The following is an 18898-nucleotide window of genomic DNA, read 5'->3' as shown; positions in this document are numbered from 1 at the left end:
GCGCCCCGCCCGACCGCCGAGGACAATGGCCGGGAGCGGAGCACGACGCACCGATGACACCCCCGACCCCCAGGAGCATCCATGACGTCGACGCAGGCAGCCCGTCACAAGGTCGTCGTGATCGGGTCCGGGTTCGGCGGCCTGTTCGGCACCAAGGCGCTGCGTCGCGCCGACGTCGACGTGACCGTCGTCGCGAAGACCACCCACCACCTCTTCCAGCCGCTGCTCTACCAGGTCGCGACCGGCATCCTGTCCGAGGGCGAGATCGCCCCGCCGACCCGTGAGGTGCTCAGCGGCCAGGACAACGCCCAGGTCCTCCTCGGCGAGGTCACCGAGATCGACCTGACGGCCAGGACCGTGACCTCGCAGGTGCTCGGCCGCGACACCGTGACGTCGTACGACTCCCTCATCGTGGCCGCGGGCGCGAGCCAGTCCTACTTCGGCAACGACCACTTCGCCGAGTTCGCCCCGGGCATGAAGAGCATCGACGACGCCCTCGAGCTGCGCGGCCGCATCTTCGGCGCCTTCGAGCTGGCCGAGCTGGGCGCGACCCGCGGCGACGACGTCGACCACCTGCTCACCTTCGTCGTGGTGGGCGCCGGCCCCACCGGCGTCGAGATGGCCGGCCAGATCGCCGAGCTGGCCCACCACACGCTGCGCAAGGACTTCCGCGCCATCAACACCCGCCACGCACGCGTCGTCCTCGTCGACGCCGCTCCGCAGGTGCTGCCGCCCTTCGGCCACAAGCTCGGCGAGAAGGCCAAGGTCGAGCTCGAGAAGCTCGGCGTCGAGGTGATGCTCGGCGGCATGGTCACGGAGGTCGACGAGCGCGGCCTCGAGGTGAAGTTCAAGGACGGACGCGTCGAGCGGATCAACTCGGTCGCCAAGATCTGGGCCGCCGGCGTCCAGGCCAACCCGCTGGGCAAGACCCTCTCGGAGCAGACGGGCGCCCCGCTCGACCGCGCCGGCCGCATCGCGGTCAACCCCGACCTCACGCTCCCCGGCCACCCGGAGGTCTTCGTCGTCGGCGACATGATCGCCCTCGACAACCTCCCCGGTGTCGCGCAGGTCGCCATCCAGGGCGCCAAGTACGCCGCCAAGGAGATCGACAACCGGCTCCGGGGCAAGGCGCCGCAGCCGCCCTTCAAGTACTTCGACAAGGGCTCGATGGCGATCATCAGCCGGTTCCGCGCGGTCGCGATGGTCGGGAAGCTCCGGCTCACCGGCATCGTGGCGTGGCTGATGTGGCTCGCCGTCCACCTCGTCTACCTCACCGGCTTCAAGAACCAGGTCTCCGCGCTGATGCGCTGGGCCATCACGTTCGTCAGCAACGACCGGTCCGAGCGCACCACGACCGAGCAGCAGATCTTCGCCCGCGCCGCGCTCGCCCGGCTGCGCCGCGGTGCCGCCGACCTGGTGTCGGACCCCGGCATCTACGACGCGGCGCGCTCGATGATGGAGGAGACCCGCCGTCAGGAGCTCGAGGCCGCCGCCGAGCGCGAGGCCGAGCTCACCGACTCCGGCGTACGGGGCGTGCCGGCCGAGCGGTGACGCCGGCGGGACACCAGCCGGTGCCCCGTCACCCGGCCGCCCAGCCAGAACGCCACCCACGCGATCGCGGCGCCGGCCACGTCGTCGGAGATGTGGTGCCACCCGAAGTAGAGGGTGGCGATGACGGTGAGCGCGAAGTTGACCCAGAAGATGCGCCGCACCAGCGGGCTGCGGACGGTGTGCTGCGCCATCAGGGCCCAGAGCAGCGCGATGGCGGTGTGCAGGCTCGCGAAGCCGGCGACGCCCTGGTAGTCGCCCTCACCCCACAGGAAGCCCTGGCGTGAGTAGACCAGCGAGTCCATCAGGGCGGACGTGCCGGTGGGCGTCAGGTCGCTGGTCAGCCACGGGTACATGATCCCCGGGCCGAGCGTGGGCAGCAGGTAGTAGGAGACGGTGCCGAGCGTCCAGGCGATGCCCTGCGCGGTGACGAACCACCACCCGTAGCCGATGTTGTTGGACCACACGAGCCACACGGTCACGAGGATCGCGACGAGCGGGATGTAGGTGAGGTAGACCGCCGACAGCACGTGCGCGGTGAGCTCGGTGCCGAGCAGGTCTTGCAGGAGGGTCGCCGGGTCGTTGCCGAGCAGGAGCAGCCGGTCGAGCATCCGCAGCTCGGCGTCGTACTTCTCCTCGCGCAGCAGGGGCAGGAGGGACTTGAGGTTGCGGTAGGAGACGTAGACGACGTAGAAGCCCGAGATGCCGATGACGACCAGCTGGAGCCGGGCGCGGGTCCAGTGGCTGCGCAGGCGCTCGCGCACCGCGTCGGCCGTACGGCGCGGGTGCAGGCGGCCGAGCCACAGCGCGCGCGGCAGCAGGTCGATGACGATGGCGGCGGCGCAGAGCACCGGCAGCCGCACCCACGACGGACCGAGGAAGCTGCCCTCGGGGTCGGCCACGGGCCGGTCGAGCACCGCGCTGGCCACGAAGGTGACCATGCCGATGAGGACGGCGTTGCCCACCAGGAAGGCGTACGGGTGGCGGGTCGGCGTGTCACCCGGGCCGGTCAGTCGCCCTGCCGGCGCGTCGGTGACAAGGGGGGTGGGCGTGGGCATCGGACTCCGGTCGTGCAGGGGCAGGGGCGAGGGGGACATTTTCGCCGCTGTGGCCAAACATGGACAATCGACGTCCCCGAGGTGGCCAGGAGGCCACGAGAGGATGACGACATGCGAGCTGTGGTCTACACCGAGAGCGGCGACGCCTCCGTGCTCCACCTGGTCGACCGGGAGCCCGCCGAGCCGGGGCCCGGCGAGGTGCGGGTGCGGATCGTGCGCGCCGGCGTCAACCCGACCGACTGGAAGTTCCGTGCCGGCGGCATGGGCAGGCTCGCCTTCCCCGAGATCGTGCCCGGTCAGGACGGGTCAGGCGTGGTCGACGCCGTCGGGCCAGGGGTCACCGAGCTCGCGGTCGACGACCGCGTCTGGACGATGCTGGCCCAGCACACCCGCCCCGGTGGCACGGCGCAGGAGCAGGTCGTCCTGCCCGTCGCCCACCTGACCCGGTTGCCCGACGGCGCGTCGTTCGACCTGGGCGCGTCGCTCGGCGTCCCGGCGGTGACCGCGCACCGCGCGCTGACCACCTCCGAGGACGGACCGGACCGGCTGGCGCCCGGCGCGCTCGCCGGCCGGACCGTGCTCGTCGCCGGCGGCGCGGGCGCGGTCGGCAACGCGGCCGTCCAGCTCGCCCGGTGGGCGGGCGCGACGGTCATCGCCACCGTGAGCAGCGAGGAGAAGGCCGCCCTCGCGACCGCCGCCGGCGCCCACCACGTCGTGGACCGGCGGTCGGACGGCCTCCTCGAGGCCGTACGCGGGCTCGCGCCCGACGGGGTGGACATCGTCGTCGAGGTGGCACCCGCGCAGAACCTGCGCCACGACGTCGCGCTGGTCCGGCCGCGGGGCACGATCGCGATCTACGCCAACAACGGCGGCGACGAGGTCACCCTCGGGGTGCGCGAGACGTTCGCGACCAACGCGCGCTTCCAGTGGATCCTGCTCTACACCGTGGGGGAGGAGGCGCTGCGCGCAGCGGCCGAGGACGTCACGGCGGCGGTCGCGGACGGGGCGTACGGCGTCGGCGAGGAGCACGGGCTCCCGCTCCACCACTACCCGCTCGAGCGGGCGGCGGACGCCCACGCGGCGGTAGAGGCCGGCGCCGTCGGCAAGGTGCTCCTGGACGTCGCGGAGCTCTGATGAGCAGGCGCGGGCCTCAGCCCTGCGAGGCGTACGCCTGCGCCCGCTCGCGGTAGCCCGCGACGTTGCGGGCGATGCCCGCGACCTCCTCGTCGGTGGTCTCGCGGCGCACCTTGGCCGGCACGCCCGCGACGAGGGACCGCTCCGGGACCCGCGTGCCCTCCAGCACGACCGCTCCCGCGGCGATGATCGACCCGGAGCCGATGTGCGCGCCGTTCATCACGACGGCGCCCATGCCCACCAGCACTCCCGGCTCGATCGTGCAGCCGTGCAGGACCGCGCCGTGCCCCACCGCGACGTCTCCGACGAGGGTGAGCGGGAAGCCGGGGTCGGCGTGGAAGACGCAGTTGTCCTGGACGTTGCTGCCCGCCCCGACGGTGATCCGGGCGCCGTCGGCGCGCACGACAGCCCCGAACCAGATGCTCACGCCGTCCTCGACGACCGCGTCTCCGATGACGGTCGCCGTGGGCGCCAGCCAGCTCGTCGGCGCGAGGTCGGGGACGTGCTCGCCGAAGGGGACGATGGTCGCCACGGGGCCTCCAGTGTCGGGGGTCGGCATGCGGTAGGCCTCCAGGGACTCGAACCCTGAACCAGCGGATTAAAAGTCCGACGCTCTGCCAATTGAGCTAGAGGCCCGGGCGGTCAGGAGTCTAGACGGGCGGTCATCAGGCAAGCGCGTAGGGCGGCACGAGCAGCCCGGCGATGACGCAGACCCAGCCGAGGAACAGCCAGGGGTAGTGACGGCCGGTGGATGGGACCGGGCTGCGGATCTCGCGCAGTCGGCCGCGGTAGCCGACGGCGGCGAGTGAACTGCCGACGAGGCCGAGTGGGACTCCGATCCAGAACTCGGGGAGGTCGCTCGCGGTGGCGAAGTAGGCGTAGAGACCAGCGACGCCGAGTCCGGCGGCGATGAGCGGAACTGCGCTGCGCAGCAGCTGCCAGCTCTCGAGCCGCTTGACGGTCTGGTCGAGCGGCGACGCCGTCGCGCCGGACCCTGTCGTGGGGGTGCCGTCGACGGCCGGCCTGTCCGGGTGTCGCTGATCAGTCACGCCACTCTCCGTTGCGATCGCCTTGGCGTAGGTGGGCGTGAGCACGGTACCGCTGCGCGAGGTCGAAGGAGCGGACTCGGGGCGGGGGTCCGGCATCACCTGCGTGCTCGCCGGCGACACGGCGGTCGGCGCACCCCTACGCGAGAAGACAGCACCTGCACGGATGCGGCTGACCGCCGGTGCCGTCAGCGGGTCAGGTCGAGCTGGGCGTCGAACGACACGTCGCTGCTCCCGGTGGACTCCTGGTGCACCTCGACGGCGAGGACGTTCGTCCCCTCGTCCAGAAGCGACGCCGGGAGCGCGAAGGTGTAGTACGTCGACTCCGCCGTGCCGGCAACCGTGTAGCTCCCCGGTGTGGATGGACCGATCGCGCCGGTCGGCATGTTGGACCGGAGGACCTCGGTGCCGTTGAGGTAGACCACTGCGCCGTCGTCACGCAGCAGGTGGAGCGTGGCACGGGTGACCGAGCTGGCGGAGGTCACGTCGAACGAGCGCCGCGCGTACACGGTGAAGGCCCGCGGCACCACGGTCGCCTCGTCTCCGTCGCCGTACCCGATCTGGGCAGGACCGCTCTGCCACCCCGAGTCGTCGAGGTTCGGAGCCTGCCACCCGGCCGTCTGCGGCTCCGTCGTCCAGCGCCACGTGGCGCCCCGGGTGACGGCCGTCTCCACGGCGATCACCGGGAGGAGCGCGATGCGTGACTGGCCCGTGCCTCCGATGTTCGTGAAGCCGCCGCCCGCCACGAGGTGCGACGGGGTGGTCACGAGGTCCCACACGCCGGGGTAGAGCGTCGACACCGACGGGGCGAACTGGGGATCCAGCACCCCGGTGACCTGGTCGACGGCGGCCAGGTTGTAGCGCGTCGCACCGCCGAACGTGGGGCCGTAGTGCCCCCCGGCGTATACCAGGCGGTCGTCGACGGCCACCGCCTGGACGTCGCCGTCCCCCCGCGCGTGCCAGCGGATGGCGCCGCTCGCTGCGTCGAAGGCGGTGACCCGACCGCCGGGACCGGCGATGGCGGCGAACACACGCCCTCCTCGCACCGCCAGGTCGAGCACGAAGCACGGCTGGGTCGTGCTGGTGCAGGCCGGCGGTGGTGCCCACCCCGTCACGGCGCCACTGGCAGCATCGACTGAGGCCAGATAGGTGCGTGGCGCGTCGCCGATGCGGGTGAAGCGGCCGCCGAGGAGCATCGAGGCGCCGTCCGGCGAGGGTGTGAGCGCCCACACCGGGCTGTCGGCCCGCGGGTTGAACGACGTCACCGCCCCGGACGCCTCCGAGACCGCTGCGGCCCGTGGGCGCGTCACGCCGTTGATCGCGGTGAAGAAGCCCGCCACGTAGAGCGACCCGTTGTGCACCACCATCGCTCGGACCGTGTTGTTGGCGGACGCGGCCCACGCCGTCACGAGGCCGCCCGTCGAGGTGGTGAGGGCGGCGATCCGGCCGCGCGCCTGCGAGTTCACCGACGAGAACTCACCGCCGACGAACAGGCGAGCTCCATCGGTCGACACCGCCATGGCGCGCACGGTGCCGTTGGCGGTGGCCGACCACGAGCGGTCGAGCTCGCCGGTCGCCAGGCTGATCCGCGCCAGTCTCGTACGCCCGACCGTCTCGCCGGTACGCGCATCGCGCAGGGAGGTGAACGCGCCCCCGAGGTAGACGTGGTCGCCCCGGACGGCGACGGCGTACACCGCAGCGTTGGGGACCCAGGTCGCCCGCGCCGGCTGGGAGGCGTAGTCGGCCGCGGCAGGCAGGGCGGGGAGCAACGCGGCGATGACCACGAGCACGGCTGCTGCGAGGCGGCGCGGGTGGCGGCGCCTCGACGCCTGGTCGGCGGGCGCGCCTGACGCGCGCGGTGGCGGCATGGACCGACGTTACGCCGTTCGGCGGCCGACTCACCGAGCCTGCAGGTCTTTGACCTGTTTGGGATAGGCCAGTGATGGCCCGCTCCGGTCGGGGTCACGCACGACGCGGACGACCCCGTGTGGACCTGCCTCACGGGACGGCGACCGCCTCCGACTCTCCCTCGGCCTCCTCGGCGGCGAGCACGGCCGCCGCCAGGCTGTGGTCGACGTGCGAGGCCATCAGCGCGGCCGCCGCGTCGGCCTCGCGGTCGACGACGAGCCGGACCAGCTCGTGGTGCTCCTCGAAGTCGCGGGTGCGCTCCTCGCCGCCCGGCGGGAGCTGCAGCCCGACCCGGCGGTAGCGGTCGGACTTGTCCCACAGGTCGTCGAGCATCCGCACCATCACCTCGTTGTGCGAGGCGCCGTAGAGCGTGCGGTGGACCTCGCGGTGCGCGGCGAGGGCCGCCTCGCCCCACCGGCGGGTGACGGGCCGCAGCCGTCCGAGCGCGGCCTGCATCTGCGCGACGTCGTCGTCCGTACGCCGCTCGGCTGCGAGCGCCACGGCGGCGGGCTCGAGCGCGCGCCGGGCCTCCAGCAGCTGGCGCGCACCGGCGAGGTCGAGCCCGGCGACGCGGGCGTTGCGGTGGGTGTCGAGCAGGACCCAGCCCTCCCCGCTGAGCCGGCGTACGGCCTCGCGCAGCGGCGTGATGCTGATGCCCAGGTCGGCGGCGAGCTCGTACTGCGCGAGCGGGGACCCTGCGGCCAGGGTCCCGTCGAGGATCCGCTGACGGATCAAGGCGTACGCCACGTCCGCCTTGCTGGTGAACACGGGCTCGGCCATGGCCGGATCTTATAAGTCGGTTTGGCGCGGGGCTGCAGCCGGCTGTACGGTCCAGATCTCGCATCTTATAAGAACCGGGAGTGCAGGATGAGGATCGTCTCCGCCCACGAGGACGCCATCGCGATCAGCTCGTCGATGAGCAACGCCTTCATCGACTTCTCGACCATGGACTGCTCGGTGCTGGCGCTGGTCAGCGATGTGGTCGTCGACGGGGAGCCGGTGGTCGGCTACGGGTTCAGCTCCAACGGCCGCTACTCGGCCGGCGAGATCCTGCGTCGCCGGGTCCTGCCGCGGCTGCTGGAGGCCGACCCGGACAGCCTCCTCGACGCCGACGGCGGGCTGTCGCCGGCTGCCGCGTGGGACGTGATGATGCGCAACGAGAAGCCCGGCGGTCACGGCGAGCGGTCCGTCGCGGTCGGCGTCGTCGACATGGCACTGCACGACCTCGCCGCGAAGCTCGCCGGCGTCCCGCTGCACCGCTGGATCGCCGACCACTACGGCGACGGCGGCTCTGACGAGTCCGTCTTCGTCTACGCCGCCGGCGGCTACTACGCCCCCGGCAAGACCCTCGCCGACCTCCAGGACGAGATGCGCGGCTTCCTCGACGCGGGCTACGAGGTGGTGAAGATGAAGATCGGCGGCGCCGCGCTCGACGAGGACCTGCGCCGCATCGAGGCGGTGCTCGAGGTCCTCGGTGGCGACGGCTCGCGGCTCGCGGTGGACGTCAACGGACGCTTCGACCTCGACACCGCATTGGCCTACGGGCGCGCGATCGAGCCCTACGGCCTGTTCTGGTACGAGGAGGTCGGCGACCCGCTGGACTACCGCCTCAACGCCACGCTCGCCGAGCACTACCGCGGCCCGATCGCCACGGGGGAGAACCTCTTCTCCCTGCAGGACGCCCGCAACCTCGTGCGCCACGGCGGCCTGCGACCCGACCGCGACTGGATCCAGGTCGACCCCGCGCTGAGCTACGGCCTGGTGGAGTACTGCCGCATCCAGGACATGCTGGCCCAGCACGGCTGGTCCTCGCGCCGCTGCATCCCGCACGGCGGCCACCAGTTCTCCCTGCACATCGCCGCGGCCCTCCGGCTCGGCGGCAACGAGTCCTACCCCGGCGAGTTCCAGCCCGCCGGCGGGTTCGCCGACGACGCCGTCGTCGAGGGTGGCCGCGTACGGCTCGACGACCGCCCCGGCATCGGTCTCGAGGGCAAGGCCGCCTTCCACCGGGTGCTGCGCGCGCTCCACGCCTGAGGGGGTGCCCACGAGGCCGGACGCGGGCGTTCGTCCAGAGTTCACCGACGTGTGGATCTCGACCGGTGACGACGCGCGATTTGTTGGTAGGGTTTGTCGTGCAACAGGTGCAAGTTCCAGCAGGTAGACGCCCGCGGAGTTTGTGATCCAACGGCGTTTGTTCTTCGGGCCCTGCCAGCTCGTGAGTCTCAAGCGGCGTGTCACCGCATCTGGAGCGGGTCGCCGAGGTGGCGGCTCACGCCCCAACAGAGGAGTAACGAGCATCATGGCTCAGGGCACCGTTAAGTGGTTCAACGCCGAGAAGGGTTTCGGCTTCATCGCGCAGGAGGACGGCGGCGACGACGTCTTCGTGCACTACTCGGCCATCCAGACCAACGGCTACAAGTCGCTGGACGAGAACCAGAAGGTCGAGTTCGACGTCACGCAGGGCCCCAAGGGCCCGCAGGCGGAGAACGTCCGTCCGCTCTGATCGGCTGACGCTGGACCTGGTCCAGACCTGATCGCGGCTCCGGCCCTACCCCATGTGGGGTAGGGCCGGACTCGTTTCCGGGGCACACTTGACTCGTTCGGGTCATTTCGCCCGACCGGGGAGGTCGGTCAGACTTGGCCTGAGCACCTAGCATCGGATGATCCAGGACGTGAGGAGGGCGACGTGCACGACCAGTTCGACGTGACCCTCGAGGACGGCGACCTCCTCGGCGAGGTCGAGCTCACCACGACGCTGATCATCGCGGCCAGCGAGTCCGAGGACCACCTGTCCCAGGAGGAGATCGACCGTCTCCTCGGCGTCACCCCGCGCAAGCCCCAGGACTGATCGTCGCGCCCGGCGCGATCGCTCAGCAGGTCGCGAACAGCACTGGCCCGCTGGTCAGCTCGGAGAGCACGTACGCCCCCTCGGCCGCACGCAGGTCCAGCACCACCTCACGACCCGCCGCCCCCGCTTGGTCGACGGTGAACCGGTCGGTGAAGTCCCCGCCCTGCCCGGGCGCCGGGCCGGCGGCGAGCCGGGCACGGGTCTCGGCGTCCGTCACGGCGTCGTCGGCGTCCTCGACCTGGAGCACGGCACGCAGGTCGTCGCCCGGGAGCCTGCCCAGGGCGTAGCCGGTGAGCGGGTGCACCTCGCCGGCTGCGTCGACGAGCTGGTCGCCCTCGGCCTGCGCGTCGGCGTCGGCCTGCGCCATCGCGAGGTGCTCGCAGGCGTACGCCCCGTCGTACACGGCCGCCGCGAGCGGCTCCTCCAGGGAGGCGGCGAGGTCCGCGAGCTCCTCGGGTCCTTGACCCAGGTCCTCCAGGACCTGCTCGAGGTAGGGCGCCTGGTCGGAGGTCAGGACGAGTCCCTCGTCGGCGAGCAGCGCGACGTGCTGGAGCTCGGGGGTCAGCATCGAGCCGACGCCTGCCAGCACGTCCGGGCCGCCGACCCACACGCCGTCGGCGTCCTCGGGCTCGGACCAGCCGAGGTCGGCCAGCCGGTCCGCCACCACGTCGAGGTCGACCTCGTCGCCCACCCCGAGCACCTCGACCGCTCCCGCGCCCGACTGGGCGAACAGCTCCCACGACACGGTCGCGGGGGAGAAGCCCATCTTCTCGTGCATCTCTGCGGCGGAGGTGCCGAGCGCTGACATCGGCGAGAGGTCGGCCTCGAAGGCGGCGTCCATGAAGGCCTCCACCTCCTCGGCCGACGACGCAGGCCCCATGTCGGCCCCGAGCTCGCGGCGTACACCCGACCAGTCGGTCCACGACAGGCGCGTGGTGTCGGCGGGGACCAGGGACACGGCCTCCTCGAGCGGCGTCCCGGACTGGAGCAACCGGACGCCGACGGCACCACCGGCGAGCAGCAGCAGGACGGCCGCGAGCGCCGGCAGAGCACGGGTGTCCACGCGGGGGACGACACGATCTGGCACGGGGCTCCTCGCCGGTCGGGGTGGGTGTGACACTACTTCCATGGAGCCCCGCGACGTGCGCGCTGCCGGTGCCGTGGTGACCCGCAAGGGCGGCGAGGTGCTGCTCGTGCACCGGCCCAAGTACGACGACTGGTCCTTCCCCAAGGGCAAGCTCGACCCGGGCGAGCACACCGTCACCGCGGCGGTGCGCGAGGTGGCCGAGGAGACCGGTCTCGACGTACGCCTGGGACCTGCGCTGGACACCCAGCGCTACCGGCAGTCCAACGGCCGCTGGAAGGCCGTCGACTACTGGACCGCCCGCGTCGTCGGCAGCGACGACGTCTCGGGCTACCGCCCCAACGCCGAGATCGACGCCGTCGAGTGGGTGCCGTGGAAGGACGCGGCGCGCCGGCTCACCTACGACTACGACCGCGACACGCTGGCCGAGGCGCGACCCGTACGGCGGCGGTCGCGAGCGCTGGTGGTGCTGCGCCACGGCAAGGCGCGCTCGCGGGGCGGGTGGCGGAAGGACGACCGCCTGCGTCCGCTCGTGCAGCTCGGCGAGGCGCAGGCCCAGCGGTTGGTGCCGCTGCTGGCCGCCTTCGACGTGACGGCCGTGCACTCCTCGTCCAGCACCCGGTGCGTGCAGACGGTGACGCCCTACGTCGACGTGACCGGCTGGCCGATGAAGCTCTACGACGAGCTCAGCGAGGAGGGGGCGACGACCGAGGGCGTGGTCGACCTCGTCGACGCGCTGCTCGAGGCCGGGGAGGGGGCCGTGCTCTGCACCCACAGGCCCGTTCTGCCGACGGTCCTCGACGCGATCGGCGTGCCCGAGGTCAAGCTGGAGCCCGCCGGCATGCTGGTGGTCCACCACCGCAAGGGTCGCGTCCTCGCCTCCGAGGTGCTCCAGCCCTGACCCGCCGGGCTTGTAGGGCTCGCCGGGCCCACGCGTCAAGGGCGCCCGGCCGAGTTCATGTGATCGTCGTCTCACGCCCGGACGGGTGATGCCAACCGGTCCGGCCGAGTTCACCGCCCGTTCACCGACGGCGCCGTGCTCGTTCTCCTGACGTGCCTACCTTCATCGTCGTCAGCATTCATCAGACGTCCATCCAGACATCCTCAGGAGCACCTGAAGTGAATCGCACTTCCTTCCGCGCGGCCATCGTCCCGGGCGCCGCTGCCCTCGCCCTCGCCGTGACGCTCTCCGCCTGTGGTGCGGCCAACGAGACCGGCTCGGCCGCCTCGGGCGACGGCGAGTCCAGCGGCCTGTCCGGCACCCTCTCCGGCGGCGGCGCCTCCTCGCAGGAGGCCGCGCAGAACGCCTGGCGCGCCGGCTTCCAGGAGGCCAACCCCGACGTGACGGTCAACTACGACCCGATCGGCTCCGGCGGCGGCCGCGAGCAGTTCACCGCCGGCGGCTTCCCCTTCGCGGGCTCCGACTCCTACCTCACCGACGACGAGGGCGAGCTCTCCGCCGCGGCCGAGCAGTGCGGCGGCGACCCGATCGAGATCCCCAACTACGTCTCGCCCATCGCCGTCATCTACAACGTCGAGGGCGTCGACGAGCTCAACCTGAGCCCCGAGGTCATCGCCCAGATCTTCAACGACGAGATCACCAACTGGAGCGACCCGGCCATCGCCGAGCTCAACGAGGGCGTCGAGCTCCCCGACGAGTCGATCACCGCCGTGCACCGCTCCGACGAGTCGGGCACCACGGAGAACTTCACCAACTTCCTCGGCACCGTCGTGCCCGACGCCTGGCCGCACGGCGAGGTCGGCGAGTGGCCGATCGACGCCGGTGAGGGCGGCAACGGCACCTCGGGCGTCGTGGCGGCGGTGACCAACGGCACCAACACGATCGGCTACGCCGACGCCAGCCAGGCCGGCGACCTCGGCGTCGCCTCGGTCCAGGTCGGCGACGAGTTCGTGGCGCCCACCCCCGAGGCCGCGGCCAAGATCCTCGAGGTCTCCCCGCGGGTCGAGGGCCGTCCCGACGTCGACATGGCGTTCGACCTCGACTACGAGACCGACGAAGCCGGCGTCTACCCGATCGTCCTGACGTCCTACCTGATCGCCTGCCAGACCTACGAGGACCAGGAGACCGCCGACCTGGTCAAGGGCTACCTGAGCTACATCGTCAGCGACGAGGGCCAGCAGGTGGCGGCCGAGCAGGCCGGCTCCGCCCCGCTCGCCCCGAGCCTCGCGGAGGAGGCCATCGCGATCGTCGACGCCATCTCGGCGGAGTGATAGACCAGCACTGACTGCCGGGGGATCCCGTCGACGTCCGTCGACGGGATCCCCTTGCGTGACACCCGGGGCCGATCGTGGCCCCACACCGGAAGGAACACCTGCGTGACAGCCGTACAGCTCGAGCGTCCGACGACGAGCCGACGTGGCGACGCCGTCTTCAAGGCACTCGCGACCGCAGCGGCGGTGCTGATCCTCGTCGCCCTGGCGGGCGTGGCCGTCTTCCTCACCCTCGAGGGGATGCCGGCCCTCCAGGCCGAGCCGGGAGCCCTCGGCGGCAAGGACAACATCGTCCTCTACGTCTGGCCGCTGGTCTTCGGCACGCTGCTCGCGGCCTTCCTGGCGATCCTGATGGCGGCGCCGCTGTCGATCGGGCTGGCGCTGGTGATCTCCCACTACGCGCCCCGCCGGCTGGCCAAGCCGATCGGCTACCTCATCGACCTGCTGGCCGCGGTGCCGTCGGTCGTCTACGGCCTGTGGGGCATCGAGTTCCTCGGTCCGCGCCTCGGCACGTCGTACGGGTGGCTCGAGGACAACCTGGGCTTCCTGCCGTTCTTCGAGGGCCCCGCGTCCGGCTCCGGGCGTACGATCCTGACCGCGAGCGTGGTCCTCGCCGTGATGGCGCTGCCGATCATCACGGCGATCTGCCGCGAGATCTTCTCCCAGACGCCGACCCTCCACCAGGAGGCCGCGCTCGCGCTCGGCGCGACGCGCTGGGAGATGATCCGGATGACGGTCTTTCCCTACGGCCGCTCCGGGATGATCTCGGCGGTCATGCTCGGCCTCGGTCGCGCGCTGGGCGAGACGATGGCCGTGGCCATGGTGCTCTCGGCCACCGGCGTCGTCACCTTCAACCTGATCTCCTCGGTCAACCCCTCGACGATCGCCGCCAACATCGCGCTCGGCTTCCCGGAGGCGTCGGGGATCAAGGTCAACGTGCTCATCTTCAGCGGCCTGGTGCTGTTCCTCATCACCTTCGTCGTCAACTTCCTCGGTCGCCTCATCGCGGCCCGCGGCCAGATCAAGGAGGGGCGCTGACATGACATCCACCCAGGACCGGGTCGCGGCCGCCCCCGCGAGCATCCCGCTCACCCGACCGCAGCTGCCCTCGTGGGCGCCGCTCCTCGTGGCCGTCGTCGCCGTCGCGGCCGCCGCACTCCCCGGGTTGCTGCTCGGCTGGGGCCTGGCGCCCATGGTGCTGATCGCCGTGGTGATCTTCGTGGTGGCCCTGCCGACCTGGTCGTCCGCGGTCGAGGGCTCGCGCAAGGCGCAGGACCGGCTCGCCGCCGCGCTCGTGTGGGCCGGCTTCGGGCTCGCGATGATCCCGCTCGGCACCCTCATGTGGCAGGTGATCAGCAACGGCGTGCCCGTGCTGTCGGCCGAGTTCTTCACCTACTCCATGCGCAACGTCGTCGGCGAGGGTGGCGGCATCTACCACGCCATCATCGGCACGGTCATCGTCACCGCGTGCGCCGCGCTCATCTCGGTGCCGATCGGCGTGATGGCCGGCGTCTACCTCATCGAGTACGGCGCCGGCAGCCGCATCGCACGCGTCGTCACCTTCCTCGTCGACGTCATGACCGGCATCCCCTCGATCGTCGCGGGGCTCTTCGCGTACGCGCTGTTCGTGCTGTTCTTCGGGCCGGGCGTCCGGATGGGCATCGGCGGCGCGGTGGCGCTGTCGGTGCTGATGATCCCGATCGTGGTGCGCTCGACCGAGGAGATGCTCAAGCTCGTGCCCGACGAGCTGCGCGAGGCGTCGTACGCACTGGGCGTGCCGAAGTGGCGCACCATCACCAAGGTGGTGCTGCCCACCGCGATGGCCGGCATCGTCACCGGCGTGACGCTCGCCGTCGCCCGGGTGGCTGGCGAGACCGCGCCCCTGCTGATCATCGCCGGCGACACCGACTCGGTGAACTTCAACGCCTTCGCCGAGCGCATGGCGACCCTGCCGGTCTACATCTACTACTCCTACATGCAGCCGGGCATCCCGCCGGAGTTCGGGCAGGAGCGCGCGTGGGGCGCCGCCCTGGTCCTGATCGCCATCGTGATGGCGCTCAACATCCTGGCGCGCTTCATCAGCCGCTACTTCGCGCCCAAGACCGGCCGCTGACCCGAGACCGCTGAAAGACGAGAGAATCTGTTATGGCCAAGAGCATCGACGTGTCCAACCTCGACATCTACTACGGCGACTTCAAGGCCGTCGAGGACGTCAGCATGACCATCCGCGCCCGCTCGGTGACCGCCTTCATCGGTCCCTCGGGCTGCGGCAAGTCGACCTTCCTGCGCTCGCTGAACCGGATGCACGAGGTCATCCCCGGGGCTCGCGTGGAGGGCAAGGTCGTGGTCGAGGGGCAGGACCTCTACGGCGACCAGGTCGACCCGGTCGAGGTCCGCCGCCAGATCGGCATGGTCTTCCAGCGACCCAACCCGTTCCCGACGATGTCGATCTACGAGAACGTCCTCGCCGGCAACCGCCTGAACGCCAAGAAGATGAAGAAGTCCGAGGCCGACGACATCGTCGAGCGCTCGCTCAAGGGCGCGAACCTCTGGAACGAGGTCAAGGACCGCCTCGGCAAGCCCGGCATGGGCCTCTCCGGCGGCCAGCAGCAGCGCCTCTGCATCGCCCGCGCGATCGCGGTCGAGCCGCAGGTGCTGCTGATGGACGAGCCGTGCTCGGCGCTCGACCCGATCTCGACCTCGGCGATCGAGGACCTCATCCACGAGCTGAAGTCCGACTACACGATCGTCATCGTCACCCACAACATGCAGCAGGCCGCCCGCGTCTCCGACGAGACCGGCTTCTTCAACCTCAAGGCCGCCGGGCAGCCCGGCCACCTCGTGGAGTTCAACTCGACGCAGAAGATGTTCGCCAACCCCGACAACGAGTCGACCGAGGCGTACATCTCCGGCCGCTTCGGGTGAGCCTCTCGCCCTGGCTCGCCCTGGGGAAGCTGGGTAGTTAGGGACGTTCCGGTAGGTGAAGTGGGGGTTCGACCTACCAGAACGTCCCTAACTACGCCCGTACGGAGGCGCTTAGCCGACAGCCAATTTCCGTCCACAGGAGGCGCCTGACGAAGGGCTTCACGACGTCCTGTGGATGACCGCAGGACGACATGCTCTCGCTCCGCGATCGTGCGGTGATGAACGAGGAGTACGTCCCGGGAGCAGGGCCCCTGCGAGGTCTCGGCCCGCGTGAGGGGGTGCCTGCCGGATTGGTGTGGCCGTCGCGGCGCGGCGACGCGGACGGGCCGACGGCATGGCAGACGCGGTCGGGCGCGTTCCGGCGTACGGCGCGGGGCCTGTGGGTACCCGCCGACGTGCCGGCCAGCCCGGAGCAGCGCATCGTCGAGGCCGCCGCATGCCTGCCGGCGTACGGCGCGGTGACGGGATGGGCTGCACTGCGCTGGCAGGGCGCTTCGTGGTTCGAGGGTACGGGGCGTGACCTGCAGCCCCTCCCCGTGTCGATCGCGGTCGGCGACCGCCATGCGGTGCGCCCCCGGGCCGGGCTCAGCGTGAGCCAGGAGATCCTCCCGCCCGGCACGATCCGACGCGTCCGCGGCATCCGGGTGACGTCCCCGCTGTGGAGCGTCGCCCACGAGATGAGGAAGGCGCCCAGCGACGAAGCGGCCGCGGTCGCCTTCGAGCTCGCGGCGCTGCACGACCTGGTGTCCATCGCAGAGCTCGCCGAGTTCGTCGACTCGACGCTCTGGGTTCGCCAAGGCGTGCCGAGGGTGCGCGCGCTCCTCCCGCACCTCGAGGAGAACAGCTGGTCGCCCACCGAGCCCCTCATGCGCCTGACCTGGTGTCGCGCCGGACATCCCCGACCCCTCGCCAATCGTCCGGTGTTCACCCTGGACGGTCGCTTCGTCGGCACTCCCGATCTCGTCGATCCAGAAGCCGGCGTCTACGGCATGTACGACGGCGCGCTCCACCTGACGGGGACGGTCCGGCACGAGGACGTCGCCAAGGAGGCTGCCTACCGCGCGCTCGGTCTCGAGGGCGTGACCATGATGGCGGGTGACCTGGGGGACCGTGGCCCGTTCGTGGCGCGGCTGGATGAGGCGTACGCCCGCGCGGGGCGGCGAGCGCCGGGGCAACGGCGGTGGCGGACGGAACCGCCGTCGTGGTGGACCCCCACCTTCACGGTGGAGCAGCGGCGGCAGCTCACAGCGGCACAGCGGACCCGACTGCTCGGGTACCGGCCGGCGGCGTGACCGCCGACCTTTGGGCGTCTTCCCGGTGCGCGCGGTAGTTAGGGACGTTTCGGTAGGCCGGACGCCGGGTCCACCTACCAGAACGTCCCTAACTACCGAGCGATAGGACGGGCGGCGGGAGGAGCCCGGGCCGAGCCGCGACGGTCAGGGCAGGAAGATGTGCGCGATCCAGTAGCAGATCGCGGCGGCGAGGGCCGCGGCCGGGAAGGTCAGCACCCACGCGGTGAGGATCGACTTCGCGACGCCCCAGCGCACGGCGGAGAGCCGCTTGGTGGCGCCCACGCCCATGACCGCGGAGGTGATGGTGTGGGTGGTCGAGATCGGCGCGCTGAAGCCGTACGCCGTGGTGTAGAGCACGGACGCGGCGACGGCCTCGGCGGCGAAGCCGCGCGGCGGGTCGAGGTGGATGATCCGTCGGCCGAGCGTACGCATGATGCGCCAGCCGCCGGAGTAGGTGCCGGCCGAGATGGCGGCCGCGGCGGCGATGATCACCCACAGCGGGAGCGGGTCCGAGGCGGTGACGTAGCCGCCCGCGAGCAGCGCCAGGAAGATCACGCCCATCGTCTTCTGGGCGTCCTGCAGGCCGTGGCCGAGCGCCATCGCGGCGGCGGAGATCGTCTGCGCGATCTTGAAGCCGCGGTTGGCGCGGCCCGGGTTGGCGTTGCGGAAGACCCACATGATGACGACCATCAGCCCGAAGCCGAGCGAGAAGGCGACGATCGGGGAGACGAACATCGGGATGACGACCTTCTCCAGCACGACGTCCCAGTTGGCGGTGGCGCCGGCGGCGACCGCGGCGCCGACCAGCCCGCCGATGAGGGCGTGCGAGGACGACGAGGGCAGGCCGTAGTACCAGGTGATCATGTTCCACGTGATGGCCCCGAGGAGGCCGGCCATCACGATCACGAGCGCATGGGTGCCGGTCCCGGGGTCGATCGTCTCGGACACGGTCTGGGCGACCTTCTGCCCGAGGAACGCGCCGACGAAGTTCATGATCGCCGCCATCGCGAGTGCGACGCGCGGCTTGAGCGCGCCCGTCGAGACGGACGTGGCGATTGCGTTGGCCGCGTCGTGGAAGCCGTTGGTGTAGTCGAACACCAGGGCAACGACGACGACGGCAATGACGATGCCGATCTCCATCAGTCTTACGACTCCTTGACGGCGATCTGCTCCACGATGTTGGCGACCTTCTCGAAGGCATCGATCGCCCCCTCGAGGGACTCGACGATGTCCTTGAGCTTCAGGACCTCGAGGGCCTCGTAGTCACCGCTGAACAAGTTGGCCAGGATCCGCCGGTAGGACTTGTCACCGGTGTTCTCGAGACGGTTGATCTCGATCCAGTACTCGTCGAGCTTGCCCATGGACTCCAGCGACGGCATGGCCGCGGCGGTGAGCTCGGCGCAGCGCTGCAGCACCTCCACCTGGTGGGTGGTCTCGGCGGGCAGCGTGGTGACCTCGTAGAGCAGGACGAGGTCGACGGCCTCGTCCATCATGTCCATGACGTCGTCGAGCGCCGAGGCGAGGTGGTAGATGTCCTCGCGGTCGAACGGCGTGACGAACGTGCTGTTCACCCGCCGGATGATCGAGTGGGTGGTCTCGTCGGCGGCGTGCTCGGCCTCGCGCATGCGCTGGGCGATCTCTGCCTTGGAGCTGCCGGTGGACAGCATCTCGCTCAGCAGCTGGGAGCCGACGACGAGGTGGTTGGCTGCCTCGCTGAAGAGGTCGTAGAACGAGCTGTCGACGGGGCGGAACTTCAAACGCACGGTGAACTCCGAACGGGGGGCGGATGAACCGTGGTTCATGGTGGGGGCAAGCCGCCCGAC

The 18898-nt window shown here is 71.1% G+C and carries 19 protein-coding genes and 1 tRNA gene; 11 read left to right on the top strand and 9 right to left on the bottom strand.

Translation table 11 applies throughout. The annotated features are described in order from the left end of the window. Positions 1-81 precede the first annotated feature (81 nt). Entirely contained in the window at positions 82-1551 is a 1470-nt protein-coding gene (locus IE200_RS00710; protein WP_191277448.1) for an NAD(P)/FAD-dependent oxidoreductase, read from the top strand. Here IE200_RS00710 and IE200_RS00705 read toward each other — a convergent pair. Next, positions 1473-2606, bottom strand: coding sequence for a phosphatase PAP2 family protein (locus tag IE200_RS00705; protein WP_191277447.1), 1134 nt, complete (start codon positions 2604-2606; stop codon positions 1473-1475). The genes IE200_RS00710 and IE200_RS00705 overlap by 79 nt on opposite strands. A gap of 111 nt (positions 2607-2717) precedes the next feature. Between IE200_RS00705 and IE200_RS00700 the strand changes: the two genes are divergently transcribed. Continuing rightward, positions 2718-3740 (top strand): NADPH:quinone reductase, encoded by a 1023-nt coding sequence (locus IE200_RS00700; RefSeq protein WP_191277446.1) that lies wholly within the window; start codon positions 2718-2720, stop codon positions 3738-3740. Positions 3741-3756: 16 nt separating this feature from the next. Here the strand turns inward: IE200_RS00700 and IE200_RS00695 are convergent, their stop codons facing one another. The 5 genes from IE200_RS00695 to IE200_RS00675 form a co-directional block, all read right to left on the bottom strand. Beyond that, the gene (locus IE200_RS00695; RefSeq protein WP_191277445.1) at positions 3757-4299 is read right to left on the bottom strand and encodes a gamma carbonic anhydrase family protein; all 543 of its coding nucleotides are present in this window, start codon (positions 4297-4299) and stop codon (positions 3757-3759) included. A 4-nt stretch (positions 4300-4303) separates the two neighbouring features. Next, positions 4304-4376, bottom strand: a tRNA-Lys gene (locus IE200_RS00690). 29 nt (positions 4377-4405) lie between these two features. Further along, a complete protein-coding gene (locus tag IE200_RS00685) occupies positions 4406-4789 on the bottom strand; it encodes a hypothetical protein (RefSeq protein WP_191277444.1) in 384 nt (127 codons plus the stop codon). A gap of 185 nt (positions 4790-4974) precedes the next feature. After that, entirely contained in the window at positions 4975-6654 is a 1680-nt protein-coding gene (locus IE200_RS00680; protein WP_191277443.1) for a PQQ-binding-like beta-propeller repeat protein, read from the bottom strand. 130 nt (positions 6655-6784) lie between these two features. Continuing rightward, entirely contained in the window at positions 6785-7474 is a 690-nt protein-coding gene (locus IE200_RS00675; protein ID WP_191277442.1) for a GntR family transcriptional regulator, read from the bottom strand. 87 nt (positions 7475-7561) lie between these two features. On the opposite strand from IE200_RS00675, the gene IE200_RS00670 reads away from it, so the two are divergent. The 3 genes from IE200_RS00670 to IE200_RS00660 all read left to right on the top strand — a co-directional run bounded on the left by IE200_RS00670 (position 7562) and on the right by IE200_RS00660 (position 9542). Further along, positions 7562-8728 (top strand): enolase C-terminal domain-like protein, encoded by a 1167-nt coding sequence (locus IE200_RS00670; protein ID WP_191277441.1) that lies wholly within the window; start codon positions 7562-7564, stop codon positions 8726-8728. A gap of 265 nt (positions 8729-8993) precedes the next feature. After that, positions 8994-9197 carry a cold-shock protein gene (locus tag IE200_RS00665; RefSeq protein ID WP_045548871.1) on the top strand — a complete coding sequence of 68 codons (204 nt, stop codon included), beginning with the start codon at positions 8994-8996 and terminating at the stop codon, positions 9195-9197. A 183-nt stretch (positions 9198-9380) separates the two neighbouring features. Then, positions 9381-9542 carry a hypothetical protein gene (locus IE200_RS00660; protein WP_165356104.1) on the top strand — a complete coding sequence of 54 codons (162 nt, stop codon included), beginning with the start codon at positions 9381-9383 and terminating at the stop codon, positions 9540-9542. 22 nt (positions 9543-9564) lie between these two features. Here the strand turns inward: IE200_RS00660 and IE200_RS00655 are convergent, their stop codons facing one another. After that, positions 9565-10605, bottom strand: a complete 1041-nt coding sequence (locus IE200_RS00655) for a hypothetical protein (RefSeq protein WP_191277440.1) — start codon at positions 10603-10605, stop codon at positions 9565-9567. Between the two features lie 64 nt (positions 10606-10669). Between IE200_RS00655 and IE200_RS00650 the strand changes: the two genes are divergently transcribed. The 6 genes from IE200_RS00650 to IE200_RS00625 all read left to right on the top strand — a co-directional run bounded on the left by IE200_RS00650 (position 10670) and on the right by IE200_RS00625 (position 17075). Beyond that, positions 10670-11527 (top strand): NUDIX hydrolase, encoded by an 858-nt coding sequence (locus IE200_RS00650; RefSeq protein WP_191277439.1) that lies wholly within the window; start codon positions 10670-10672, stop codon positions 11525-11527. A gap of 218 nt (positions 11528-11745) precedes the next feature. Continuing rightward, a complete protein-coding gene (pstS, locus tag IE200_RS00645; RefSeq protein ID WP_191277438.1) occupies positions 11746-12858 on the top strand; it encodes a phosphate ABC transporter substrate-binding protein PstS in 1113 nt (370 codons plus the stop codon). Positions 12859-12963: 105 nt separating this feature from the next. Next, on the top strand, positions 12964-13896 hold the full coding sequence (gene pstC, locus IE200_RS00640) for a phosphate ABC transporter permease subunit PstC (protein ID WP_191277437.1): 933 nt from the start codon (positions 12964-12966) through the stop codon (positions 13894-13896). Between the two features lies 1 nt (position 13897). Next, positions 13898-14971 carry a phosphate ABC transporter permease PstA gene (gene pstA, locus IE200_RS00635; RefSeq protein ID WP_191277436.1) on the top strand — a complete coding sequence of 358 codons (1074 nt, stop codon included), beginning with the start codon at positions 13898-13900 and terminating at the stop codon, positions 14969-14971. 32 nt (positions 14972-15003) lie between these two features. Further along, positions 15004-15783: a phosphate ABC transporter ATP-binding protein PstB gene (pstB, locus tag IE200_RS00630; protein ID WP_191277435.1), complete on the top strand. Its 780-nt coding sequence runs from the start codon at positions 15004-15006 to the stop codon at positions 15781-15783. Between the two features lie 218 nt (positions 15784-16001). Further along, complete coding sequence (locus tag IE200_RS00625; RefSeq protein WP_191277434.1) at positions 16002-17075, top strand: hypothetical protein; 1074 nt, start codon at positions 16002-16004, stop codon at positions 17073-17075. A gap of 144 nt (positions 17076-17219) precedes the next feature. Here IE200_RS00625 and IE200_RS00620 read toward each other — a convergent pair whose 3' ends face one another. Further along, complete coding sequence (locus IE200_RS00620) at positions 17220-18215, bottom strand: inorganic phosphate transporter (protein ID WP_191277433.1); 996 nt, start codon at positions 18213-18215, stop codon at positions 17220-17222. Between the two features lie 5 nt (positions 18216-18220). Further along, positions 18221-18838, bottom strand: a complete 618-nt coding sequence (locus IE200_RS00615; protein ID WP_191277432.1) for a DUF47 domain-containing protein — start codon at positions 18836-18838, stop codon at positions 18221-18223. Positions 18839-18898: the final 60 nt, after the last annotated feature.

Source organism: Nocardioides flavus (ex Wang et al. 2016), assembly GCF_014653115.1.
In the GTDB taxonomy this organism is placed as follows: Bacteria; Actinomycetota; Actinomycetes; order Propionibacteriales; family Nocardioidaceae; genus Nocardioides; species Nocardioides flavus.
The sequence above is the reverse complement of the archived record's forward strand: the minus strand, read 5'-3'. Positions and strand labels throughout refer to the sequence as shown.